14 protein-coding genes are annotated in these 10983 nt (G+C 61.8%); 7 read left to right on the plus strand and 7 right to left on the minus strand.

Annotation, left to right across the window (positions count from 1 at the left end; all coding sequences use genetic code 11):
• Together B6S44_RS16305 and B6S44_RS16310 are read right to left on the minus strand one after the other, a co-directional pair.
• A partial coding sequence (locus tag B6S44_RS16305) for a VirB3 family type IV secretion system protein (RefSeq protein WP_129157950.1) occupies nt 1-245 on the minus strand: 245 nt, incomplete at its 3' end.
• Nucleotides 242-514: a TrbC/VirB2 family type IV secretion system protein gene (locus B6S44_RS16310; RefSeq protein WP_129157951.1), complete on the minus strand. Its 273-nt coding sequence runs from the start codon at nt 512-514 to the stop codon at nt 242-244. The genes B6S44_RS16305 and B6S44_RS16310, both read right to left, overlap by 4 nt.
• A gap of 197 nt (nt 515-711) precedes the next feature.
• Here B6S44_RS16310 and B6S44_RS29880 point away from each other — a divergent pair, with 197 nt between their 5' ends.
• Nucleotides 712-1017 (plus strand): hypothetical protein, encoded by a 306-nt coding sequence (locus B6S44_RS29880; protein ID WP_248309627.1) that lies wholly within the window; start codon nt 712-714, stop codon nt 1015-1017.
• A gap of 283 nt (nt 1018-1300) precedes the next feature.
• On the opposite strand, the gene B6S44_RS16320 is transcribed toward B6S44_RS29880, so the two are convergent.
• The 4 genes from B6S44_RS16320 to B6S44_RS16335 all read right to left on the minus strand — a co-directional run bounded on the left by B6S44_RS16320 (nt 1301) and on the right by B6S44_RS16335 (nt 3701).
• Nucleotides 1301-1558, minus strand: coding sequence for a hypothetical protein (locus B6S44_RS16320; RefSeq protein ID WP_129157952.1), 258 nt, complete (start codon nt 1556-1558; stop codon nt 1301-1303).
• A 50-nt stretch (nt 1559-1608) separates the two neighbouring features.
• A complete protein-coding gene (locus B6S44_RS16325; protein ID WP_129157953.1) occupies nt 1609-1848 on the minus strand; it encodes a hypothetical protein in 240 nt (79 codons plus the stop codon).
• Between the two features lie 29 nt (nt 1849-1877).
• Nucleotides 1878-2477 carry an acyl-homoserine-lactone synthase gene (locus B6S44_RS16330; protein ID WP_129157954.1) on the minus strand — a complete coding sequence of 200 codons (600 nt, stop codon included), beginning with the start codon at nt 2475-2477 and terminating at the stop codon, nt 1878-1880.
• Nucleotides 2478-3266: 789 nt separating this feature from the next.
• Nucleotides 3267-3701, minus strand: a complete 435-nt coding sequence (locus B6S44_RS16335) for a Ros/MucR family transcriptional regulator (protein WP_129157962.1) — start codon at nt 3699-3701, stop codon at nt 3267-3269.
• Nucleotides 3702-4267: 566 nt separating this feature from the next.
• Between B6S44_RS16335 and repA the strand changes: the two genes are divergently transcribed.
• The 4 genes from repA (at nt 4268) to B6S44_RS16355 (ending at nt 8600) form a co-directional block, all read left to right on the plus strand.
• Nucleotides 4268-5482: a plasmid partitioning protein RepA gene (repA, locus tag B6S44_RS16340; protein WP_129157955.1), complete on the plus strand. Its 1215-nt coding sequence runs from the start codon at nt 4268-4270 to the stop codon at nt 5480-5482.
• A gap of 283 nt (nt 5483-5765) precedes the next feature.
• A complete protein-coding gene (gene repB / locus B6S44_RS16345; RefSeq protein WP_129157956.1) occupies nt 5766-6764 on the plus strand; it encodes a plasmid partitioning protein RepB in 999 nt (332 codons plus the stop codon).
• Between the two features lie 181 nt (nt 6765-6945).
• Nucleotides 6946-8175, plus strand: coding sequence for a plasmid replication protein RepC (repC, locus tag B6S44_RS16350; RefSeq protein WP_129157957.1), 1230 nt, complete (start codon nt 6946-6948; stop codon nt 8173-8175).
• Nucleotides 8176-8318: 143 nt separating this feature from the next.
• Nucleotides 8319-8600 (plus strand): WGR domain-containing protein, encoded by a 282-nt coding sequence (locus B6S44_RS16355; RefSeq protein WP_129157958.1) that lies wholly within the window; start codon nt 8319-8321, stop codon nt 8598-8600.
• Nucleotides 8601-8831: 231 nt separating this feature from the next.
• On the opposite strand, the gene B6S44_RS16360 is transcribed toward B6S44_RS16355, so the two are convergent.
• Nucleotides 8832-9995, minus strand: coding sequence for a tyrosine-type recombinase/integrase (locus B6S44_RS16360; protein WP_129157959.1), 1164 nt, complete (start codon nt 9993-9995; stop codon nt 8832-8834).
• Between the two features lie 96 nt (nt 9996-10091).
• On the opposite strand from B6S44_RS16360, the gene B6S44_RS16365 reads away from it, so the two are divergent.
• Complete coding sequence (locus tag B6S44_RS16365) at nt 10092-10388, plus strand: nucleotidyltransferase family protein (protein ID WP_129157960.1); 297 nt, start codon at nt 10092-10094, stop codon at nt 10386-10388.
• Complete coding sequence (locus B6S44_RS16370; protein ID WP_248309629.1) at nt 10388-10732, plus strand: HepT-like ribonuclease domain-containing protein; 345 nt, start codon at nt 10388-10390, stop codon at nt 10730-10732. The genes B6S44_RS16365 and B6S44_RS16370 overlap by 1 nt, the downstream gene beginning before the upstream one ends.
• Nucleotides 10733-10983: the final 251 nt, after the last annotated feature.

The raw sequence follows: 10983 nt of genomic DNA on the forward strand, positions 1-10983 counted from the left end.
CTGGCGGATCTGACGAAGAGGATCTCGAAGATCCGATCATCCCGCACCGTCATGACGAAGCCGAGCAGATGCAACGGAATCGCCACCAGCAGCATCAGCAGATTGTGCGAGACGAGGAAGCAGACGCTCGTCACCACACCGTTCAGCATGAAGTACATGTAGGGCACGCCCATCAATGTCGGCGCTCGCGTGAGTCCCTTGACCAGGGGCGTGATCAACGGATCCTCCAGCTCGGCTTCGGTCATTGGCCGACAGCCGACTGGAAGAACTGGACGATTTGGGCCGAGCCGAAGACCAGCACGATGCCGAAGATGACGCTGCCGGCGATGCCCCAGGTCAGCCGTGCCGTCCAGGCGAAGAAGCCGCAGGCGATGACCGCGAGCGTCGCGAGCGAGGTCGCGATCGGCCCCGTCATGGTCGAGACCAATTGTTGCAGGGTCGACTGGACCGGCTGCAATGTGCCGGCCTGGGCCAACGCCTCGCTGGCGCCGAGGCCGAGCAGACAACCAAGCACGTTGTCTCGGGGCGTTTCAGTTCTGTCCGGGGACCTTCGAGCGCTACTATAAGGGGGACGCGCAGAGTTTCCTCAACGACCCGCAGGCGCAGGTCGCCGCCTGGTCGAAATATGAGCGCGATTCCTGGTCGCAGGCGGAACGAAACGGCCTGACCTCGCTTGTTGGCCAGCAAGTCTGTCATGGTGGCCGCTGTGCCATGATCGACCAGTCCGCAATTCTATTCGCCTGCCAGTTCGGCTGTGGCAAAGGCGGGAAGCTCGCCAACTATGCTGCGAATGGCGACTGCAACGCTCGCAACGTCAAGGACGGCAACCTGGTCAGCGTCTGCTCCTATATGATCAAAGGCGCAGGCTACGATGCCTCGTGCTTCACCGGCCAGCAGTCGACCGCCTGTGTCCAGACCCCGACCAGCCCCGGCGACTATCCGACCTCGACGGGGATCGCGGCGAACCCGCCCTCCCCCGGCGACGCTTCGGTCATCGTTGGGCCGACGGATGTCTGAAACTGATCCAAGCGAAGTTTGAACAAATGAGGCCGGCGTCCCTTTGGGGAGCCGGCTTGAAAGTTTGAGAACCCGGCGACACGCCGGATATCTCAGAGGGGAACGGCTGGAACGGGGTCGACGCCGGGATGAAATGGCGGAGCCCGTTCAAAACAACCGTGCGTCCGATATCGACCTGGGCTGGTGATTTTGCAAGGCAACAGGACCCGCTACCGCTATGCACCCATCGCATGTCAAATCGGGCGCGCGCCTGCGCTTTTCACGATCGCGGGGCTGAATCGGTTCAGCCGAGTTTCACGTTCAGGTTCTGCTCGCGGCGAGCTGCCAGCTCGAGCTCGGATTGGCTGACGAGGACGCCTTTCTGGAACACCGCGCAGGACGTCACGCCAGAGCCGGCCTGCATCTGTCGTAACAGGCGCAATGCATCGCTGGCGCAGGTGGCACGATTGGACATCTTTGAGCCTCGCGCGACGGCTTTCACTTGATACACGATATCCTCGCGGTTGATTGCTGCCCGGCGATAGTGGCTGGCAGCCCGCATGAAAAGTATCGCGAACCACATCGGCGTGGAAAATGCTGCTTCCGTCAGCTTTATTGAGACGGACCGCGCAGGATAAATGGCTCAAAGGCGTCGAGCTCGCTTTCAACAGCTGGAGACAGATCGCCGCCACAGTAATGTGCGAAGACAAGCGCCCAGAACATGACCTCGTCCGGTCGCCCTCCAAATAGCGCCTTCTGCGAGACGCGTCCGATCAGCGTGATCGCCCGGATATGCTCATAGCGAGCGTGAAGTTCCTGAGCGACCACCTTCGCATCGGGAATCCGAATCATAGTGACACCATCGCGTAGATGCCGTGCGCTCACGCCGCGGTGGCGAGTGCGGCTTCGCGCAGCACAGATGCCTTGGGGCCCCTCGCCTCCTGGATCGTGTGCAGCGCCTCACGATCGAACGACATACGCAGGGCCACGGCCTCGTCTCGCCCAATTCTCTTCGGGAAGCCCAACGGCCGTACGAAGAAGCGCAACTGCATCGCGATGACCACGAGGCGCCAGTCGATCGCGACTGCGAGGGTGCCGACCCTGTGTGCCAGCGCCCATTCGACGACCCCCTGTGCCAGCTCAAGCAAGGGCCCGTCTCCCTTTGACCGCGTGTCGCGCCAACCGGGCGCTACGCAGAACCGTGTCCGCTCGAATGTCCGCTGGTCAGTCGATGACCGCTTCCAGCACATATCCGCAAGGTTATCAGTTAGGAGATGGGGCTGGGTTGTCGGCAGCAGCCGCTGGTATCCGACGATGTCTTCGTCGCGCAGGCAGATGCGATGAACGGTGTGATTGCAGCCGGCCTGGTTCGAATCCGACCAGTCCCTGTCATCGACGAAGATCTTGTGGCGAAACTGACAGGCACGCTCCATCGGAGCGGCGTGCGGGTGGATATCTGTGCCTGGTATGGCCAAAAGCATCTCGCGCCTCCTCGATTGATAAAGGGGCGTCGAACTGGTCATACGGGCAGCGTCACGGTTATGGCCGTAAATGACCTTTGACAACGAAAATCGGCAGCTAATTGCAGTCGGACATTGTAGCCGCGCGGACCTTGCACTTGCCATCCAACCTTAAGAACAGCCGGCTTGAGGAACCCTCCCCTTCCGGCGCCATCGGGTGGGCTTGTTCGATCAAGCAGTAGCCGAGTTGGCACTAAAGATCGCGGAACGTGATGTCCTTGCGTTCCTTCTTTCACCTGTGCGGTCAGGCTCGCAGCCGCGAGCTTCGCGATCGAGCTCGCAGGGCCACGCGTGATGGTAGCTTGCTGGTTGGCGCTTGGTCCCAGATCTCGAGAGCATCGAGCTTGGCTTGATGGGCGTCGACCTCCCGGCGGTCTGAACCCACGATCCCGCTTCGACCTCGCCTGTGGGACGCCGCCGCCGACATTTCCTCTCTGACGCTCGGTGATCGGGAAGTTCGAAACCTCATGAAACGGCTTCACGGTCTTGAGTTCGGGTGAACCTGTTGCAGACGCGACAGGCTCCCCGACCATAAGGTCAAGGAGTCGGCGCCGCATCGGCCGGCACCAATTCGCTCGCAGGGGTTTCGACGCCCCAAGGCAGCCGTACTACCTCGCTATGACATTAAGCACCGGAGGCTGGTCTACCGGGCTTGAAAGGTTTCTGGATCGGTGCTGCAGCCCGCACGACCGGAGCTGGAGCATCCACCTGCAGCGCGGAGAGTGCCTACTCCTGCTCAGTGCTGCGAAATCATTTGACTGCCTTGCCGCCGGATGTCCTGCGCTGCCGGCCAAGGCCCATCTTCGTTGCAAGGCTTGATCGTGTCTCGGCGTATGACGGGGCGATCATCGGGTAGTCGACTGGCAGACCCCACCGCGCTCGGTATTCCTCTGGCGACATGCCATGGGCGGAGCGCAGATGCCGCTTGAGCGACTTGAATTTCTTCCCGTTCTCGAGGCACACGATGTAGCCCGCTGTGATCGACTTTTTTATTGTCACCGCTGGCGTGGGCTTTTCCTCGACCACCGGTGCCGCCGATTCAGCTCCCAATCCAATGATGGCCGCGTGGGTGGTCGCGATGAGGTTGGGAAGGTCGGCGGTTGGGACAGTATTGTTCGAGACGTACGCCGAAACGATATCGGCGACGAGGCCGGCAAGGCCGTTGGTGTTGTCTGCCACTGCAATCTCCCACAATGTTGCTGTGGTGCCTATGAAACGAAAGCAATGAAGCCTGATTGGAGCAATCGATTAGGTCGACAGCACGAGAATTCTAGGCTTGAGACTACAGAAGTCTAGCACGCTGTCCACAAGATAAGGTTCTCCAGCAGCGTAGACGTGCTGTGTCGTGGCGAAGCTTCAAGGCTGGCGGTCGTCAACATTCTACCCTTGCATCGGTCGATCGAAATAGACAGTCCCGGGAGCTCCTCTAGTCGCGGATCTAAATGTCGAATTGCAAGCCTCATGGACTCACGTTGAAGGTTGCTGCGACGACAGCTCGGTGCGGAGGGCGCCATCTGCAGAAGCGCCCTCCCCTCGCCTGGCTGATTCTCAAAGGTTCAGGAGGAGATCCATCAAGTGGCAGTGTGGTGCGGTCCGGCAGCGACGGGGCAGCATGTGGGCTTTTCTGGCTGGATTCACGGAACTTGGTGACGTTAACGGTCGATTAATCTTAAAATCCTTGTCACAGGCTCCGACTCGCTGCAATCCTATGGCTACGAAATTCACCCGTAGTTGGAGCCTATCGCGTAGTTATGCTGAAAGCGCGTAACACCCCCTCCTCCGAAGAGCCGGCCCGCCTCGCGGTCGCAGATATCATCGCTGGCGATGGATCAGCGCTGTCGACCGAGCTGCACGCGATGCGTGAAGCGCTCTTCCCGCCCGTCTCGAAAAAGACGTTGCGATCATTTTCCTCTGTTGAGGCCGCAAAGCTCATTGGAATTGCGGACGCTTATCTTCGGCAAGTGTCTCTCCAAGGCAAAGGACCGCAGCCGGCAATCTCTGCCGGCGGTCGTCGATCGTATACTCTCGACCAGATCAACGAGCTTCGCGCGGTTCTGGAGGAAGGCTCCAAGAACAAACGCTATGTTCCTCACCGCCGAGGCAACGAGCACTGCCAAGTCTTGGCAGTTGTTAACTTCAAGGGGGGCTCCGGTAAGACGACAACCGCTTCGCACCTCGCGCAATATCTCGCACTGCACGGCTATCGCGTTCTGGCGATCGACCTCGATCCGCAGGCCTCGCTTACCGCCCTTCATGGCTATCAACCTGAGTACGACATTCAGGCCAACGAGACGATGTACGCGGCCGTTCGCTACGACGATGAGCGGCGGCCGCTGCGGGATATCATCCGCAAGACCTACTTCGCGGGGCTCGATCTCGTCCCGGGCAATCTGGAGCTCATGGAGTTCGAGCACGACACGCCGCGCGCGCTCGCCGAGCGGTCGACAGAACCATTCTTCGGACGAGTCGCCACGGCCTTGGGTTCGGTTGCCGATGACTACGACGTAATGGTTGTCGACTGCCCTCCCCAACTCGGCTACCTGACACTTGGCGCGCTTTGCGCCGCAACAGGTCTCCTCATCACGGTTCATCCGCAGATGTTGGACGTCATGTCGATGTGTCAGTTCCTGTTAATGGCCTCGGACATGCTCAAGGTCGTCCAGACCTCTGGCGGTACGCTCGATTACGATTTCATTCGTTACATCGTGACGCGGTTCGAGCCAGCTGACGCTCCGCAAACGCAGATGGTCGCTTTCATGAGGTCCCTGTTCAGAGACCGAGTGCTCAACAGCACGATGGTGAAATCGACGGCTGTCTCGGACGCTGGGTTGTCCAAGCAGACGCTGTATGAGGTCGGCAGGGAGAATTTCTCCAAACAAACCTACGATCGCGCGGTCGAGTCCCTTGACGCCGTGAACGGCGAGATTGAGCGCCTGATCGCTCAAGCGTGGGGGCGTGCTGCATGAGCGCGCGAGACCATCGTCGGTATCTTCCGGAGCGAGTTGCCACCTGGCAACTCGCCCGCTTGTCTTGCCTGGCGTTCGAGACCCGCCGTGCCGGCCGCAAAATCCCGAGTCCGCTTTCTCCGGCCCAAGGTTGGGACGGCGCGAGGTGGCGTCTCTTTATGGGCATCGCCAGCGGCGCGTCGCAACCGGAAGCACTCTCATCTTGTCTGCCCTTCGAGTTGCCAGGTGGCAACTCGAAGGCTGGAGCCGTTGCAACAGCGGTCAGCGGAGGGAGTGTGCGACTATGAGTCGAAAGGACACTCTTCGCGCGATGCTCACCCGCCGTACTGACGAGTTGCCAGGTGGCAACCCGTCAGTCGCGACGCCTCCAGCAACGCCTCCGCAGCATGTTCGAGCTGGCGCTGTGGGCGCGATGGGGCGCTCGCTTGAGCACATCGCGTCTGCTGCCGAGCGCGCAAAAGCGTTGATCGCATCAGGCGCATCCGTCATCGAAATCACGCCGGATAAGCTTACAAGTTCGTTTGCTCAGGATCGCCTCGACGACGAGGGTATCGAGCAGACGACGCTCTATACGGCGATCAAGGAATCTGGTCAGAAAAGTCCGATCCTTGTCCGGCCGGATCCCAGCAAGGCTGAGCACTTTCAGATCGCCTATGGTCACCGGCGGGCAAGGATTCTTCGCCTGCTGGACCGGCCAGTCCGTGCGGTCGTCCAGAACCTGTCTGACGAAGAGTTGGTCGTCATCCAAGGTCAGGAGAATTCGGCCCGGAAGGACCTGAGCTATATCGAGCGCGGCCTCTTTGCTCTGACTCTCGAGGAGAGGGGTTTTGAGCGCGCGGTTATTATGTCAGCGCTGAGCATGGAGAAGACCCAGCTTTCGAGGCTGCTGGGGCTCACGAAGTCCATATCCAAAGACCTCATCGTCGCGATAGGCCCCGCGCCGAAAGCCGGGAGGCCGAGATGGACGGCGTTTGTGGAGCGGCTTGAGGCGCTCGACGATAGGTCGCGGCTCGACGGACTGCTTTCCAGTTCAGAGTTCAAGGTCGCCGACAGCGATCAGCGCTTTCTCCTGGCATTCGGCGCATTGGCTCCAAGGCGGCCGACGAAGGAGAAAAAAGTCATTCTGAAAGCTGAGGCGGGTGAGCGAATCGCCACCATTGAGCGGACAAAAAAAACATTGTCCGTCGTGGTCGATACCTCGGCGTCATCGGCATTCGGGGAGTTCGTCGCGGCGCAACTCCCGGAACTTTATCGCCAATTTCAGTCGAAAGGAGTGGCCTGACGAAGCAGGTTACAACGTAAGAGGCCGCAAAAGAAAAAGGCCCCCAGAACGAGTTCCGGAAGCCCTTCTCCTGTGTAGCAGCTAGAGAATCACACTTCCGCGAATCGCTGTCAAGAGTCACGTCGAACGCAGTGTCGTTTTGGCGAGCCCAATTCTTTTGCCTAACCACAGGTAAAGGAACATGGTTTCGCACATCTCAACGACGCCCTTTGGGCGGCGGACGCTGACGCTTGCGCATGTGGCAAGCCAGGCGGACGCGAAGGGTAGACCGCCGGAGAAAGCGGTCCACAAATGGAACATCTTCCGGGCGATCTGCATGGCGAAGAACCGTCTGGGCGTGACCGAGCGCGCCCTGGCGGTTCTGGACGCGCTGCTGACGTTTCACCCGGAGACAGTCCTGACAGGGGAGGGGCTGGTGGTCTTTCCCTCCAACCAGCAGCTCTGCCTGCGGGCGCATGGCATGCCGCCGGCGACGTTGCGACGTCATCTCACGGTCCTGGTCGACTGCGGCTTGATCATCCGGCGCGATAGCCCGAACGGGAAGCGCTATGCCCGCAAGGGCAGGGGAGGGGAGATCGAGCTCGCTTTCGGCTTCGACCTGGCGCCATTGGTTGTCCGCGCCGAGGAATTCGAAGCGCTGGCGGAAGAGGTCCTGGCTGAAGACCGGGCTCTGAAGCTCGCCCGGGAACGGATCACAATCTGCCGGCGGGACATCTGCAAGATGATCGCGACGGGCATCGAAGAGGGCGTTCCGACGCGAAGGGATGGCCGGGGCCCGGCCGACTGGGCCGAACTGCATGAGCTCTATAGGGGCATTGTCGGCCGGCTTCCGCGGACTGCCACGCGGGCGCTGCTCGAAGAGATTGCGACCGAGCTGTCGCTGCTTGCCGACGGAATCCTCAACCTTCTGGAGATGCACATTAAAACTCAGAATCCGAGCGGCAATGAGTCTCATTCTGAGCGTCACAAACAGAATTCAAATCCAAACTCTCTTATTGAACTTGAACCATGCTCTCCAAAGAGCTGGGGGGCGATTGTCGCGCTCGATCCTGAACCGGGGCGGATGCCGGACAGGACGTACCCCTTGGGGATGGTCTTGGACGCCTGTCCCGACATTGCCGACTACAGTCGCGGTGGCATCGGCAACTGGCGCGACTTCCAGGCCGCGGTCGCTGTGGTCCGGCCGATGCTGGGGATCAGCCCGAGCGCCTGGTTCGATGCGCAAAACGTCATGGGCGAAAGTGAAGCGGCCGTCGTCGTGGCGGCGATCCTGCAAAAGGCAGAGGCGATCAGCAGTGCTGGCGGCTATCTGCGCGGTCTGACCCGCAAGGCCGCAGCCGGGGAATTCTCGCTCGGACCGATGCTGATGGCTCTGATCGGCAGCCGAAAGCGGGAGAAGCAACGTGCCTAGCCGCACCCACGATCCGCTCTGTCATCAGCCGCGTGAATCGGTGGCGCCGGATCGATTCAACCTTTGCGTTGGACCGGGCGGTCGACAGCGAGCGACATGTCCGCATGGACAGAGCGCTGACCTCGAATGGACCGCGGTTGCAGATGCTGGTGCTGGACCGGACCGATCCGCACCAGAACATGGCGCGCTTCTACGTGCTCTCCCTCGAACCGACGCTGTTCGGCGATGCGGCGCTCGTGCGCGAATGGGGACGCTGGGGCCGGCCTGGCCGGCGGCGGTTGGACCTGTTTGCGGATGTCGAGGCGGCCGCCGAGGCGCTCGAGGACTGGTTGCGGAAAAAGACCAGGCGCGGCTATCGCGTCGCCGACAATTCGGCTGGAGCCGAGGAACGCGACAAGCGCGACGAGTTGCTAGGTGGCAACTAGCCTCGCCGATGGTTGGCAGATTTCCGTTGTGTCGATGCACCTGCTGGGGAAGCCGCCGTGCACAAGGACGCGATGTCATGCCGATGCCTGAAACTGCGGAAGCCGGAGTGGCCCGGATCAATGGGATCCTCATTCGCAGCGCGATTGTCGTGGCAATCGCTGCAGCAATGGTCGCGCCGCTGTTGGATTGAGATCGGCTCGCCTTGGGTAGAGCCGGACGCGCGGTGATGGCTAGAGCGCCAATCGGGCAGCTTTGCTGCGCTGCCGGTCGGCCTCGTTGTAGTAGCTCGCCGCCTGCTGAACCGAGCGGTGCTGCGACTGTGCCATCGCGGCGGGCAAGGGCACGCCGTTATGGGCAGCTTCGGTCAGATAGCCGGAGCGCAGGCCGTGGGCGGAAAACGCGAGTGGATCGAGCCCGGCCTGGGCGCAGCGGCGTTTCAGGATCAGATTGACGGCTTGTGGAGTGAGGGCGCGATCGGAGAGCCCATCCCAGCGATCGATCGCCCGGAACACTGCGCCTTTGCTGATGTTGGCACGTTCGAGCCAGTCGCGCAGGGCTTCGACCGGCCGGCCGACAATCAGGACGCGGGCATCCTCGTCGGCAGCCGCGGTCTTGGTCTTGCCGAGCGTAATCGCCAGGCAGGGCAGGCGCGGCGAATCCGGATCGTCGGGATCGCGCGGCACCGGCGCTTCCTCGCTGAGCTGCTCGACCCGCAAACGGGCGATCTCGCTGCGGCGGCGGCCGCCCGAGCCGAACGCGACCAGCAACAGCGCCTGGTCGCGGCTGTCGCATAGTCGGTCACTGCCGCAAGTGGCGAGCAAGTGGTCGAGGATCGTGCGGGTGACGGCCCGTTTGCTCTTGCGCCGGCGCGGTCGGGCGCTGGCCCGCACCGCCAGTCGCACTGCCGTTCGTAACGATGGCGCGGCGAATGGGCCCAAGAGCCCCTTCCAGCGGTGCAACGTCGCCCAATGCGCGAGACGGCGTTTCACCGTCGCGGGCGCATGCGGACCGTCAACGCGCAAATGACCGCCGAGGCGCAAGGCGCTTGCGATAGCGTCGGGCATGCCGTGGCCGGGATTCGCCTCGCGTTGGGCTGGGTCCCAGAGATGCTGAGCCAAAAATTTCAGCGCCAGCGCTTCCGGAGCCGGCCAAGGCAGGGGCGACCCGGTCGCGGCGATCGCCCAGGCCTCGAGATAGGCCAGGTCCGAGGCCAAGGCGCGCAACGAGTTTTCGCCCATGCCCTCCTTGGCGAGGTGGCGCAGGGTCGCGACGTCGTCGTCGGTCAGGATTTTGGCGAGCTGGTCGCGCCGCTCCGTCGGCAAAATGCCGGCGAGCGCGTCGAGCTGCAGGGCGCGGCGGGTTTCGGCGCCGCCGATCGCTGTGATGTCATTCATGGCATGCCCTGCGCTGGCCGAGGGTCCGCTTTTGAGAACCTTCGACTGAGGACCAGCATCATTCCGCTGTCGGCCGCTTTGGTGTACAACTCCTCCATGACCCGCGAGCAAGCTATCGCCGAGATCGCTGTCAGCGCCGCCGCCTTGCGCGCTCGCGGAGTCGAGGCCGCATATCTGTTTGGCTCGACCGCCCGCGGTGAAGCACGGCCCGACAGCGACCTCGACGTCTTCGTTGACATCGCGCCAGACGCAAAATTCTCGCTACTTGATCTGGCCGGCGTGCACCGCCTGTTGAACGAGTCGATCGGGCGCAAGGTCGATGTGACCACGCGAGAAAGCCTGCATCCTAAGCTGCGCGGCGAGATCGAGCGGGACGCCGTGCGCGTGTTCTGATGGCGCGCCGCATCGACGTCGTTCTCGAGGACATCCTCGCCGCGATCGACATTGTCGACGGGGCTGTCGACGGGCGAACGCAGGCGAGTTTCCAGGCTGACGTGTTTCTCCAGCTCGGGGTGGAGCGGGCTCTTGAGATCATCTCGGAGGCGGTTCGGCATCTGCCCGAAGAGCTTCTGGCGACGCAGCCAGATATCCGCTGGCCGGACGTGCGTGCGCTCGGCAACCTGATCCGCCACGAATATTGGCGTGTCGATCCCAAAATCGTCTGGCGGATCGTCGCCGACGATCTCCCGCCGCTGCGCGCCGCGATCGCGGATCTGCTCCGGCGACAGACGGCCTGAGCCATCCGGCGCTCGGGTTAACGGCCTTTCGCCGACGAACCGATCGCATCGCTTCACCGCTGATCCCTGCGCTTCCTATTCGCCATTCTCGTCGTCCGGAGGCCCGGCTGACGTCGTCGTCGGTGTTTTGGAGCGCCAGAATCGCTGATATTCGGATGCCTGTCGATCATTATCGATAAGAGGTAATTATCGATAGTGATGGACAGACGCTATCGAGTGTCGGTGTGAAACAAACGAATGGCTATTTGGAT

This window comes from Allobosea sp. Tri-44, from assembly GCF_004123845.1.
Lineage (GTDB): Bacteria > Pseudomonadota > Alphaproteobacteria > Rhizobiales > Beijerinckiaceae > Allobosea.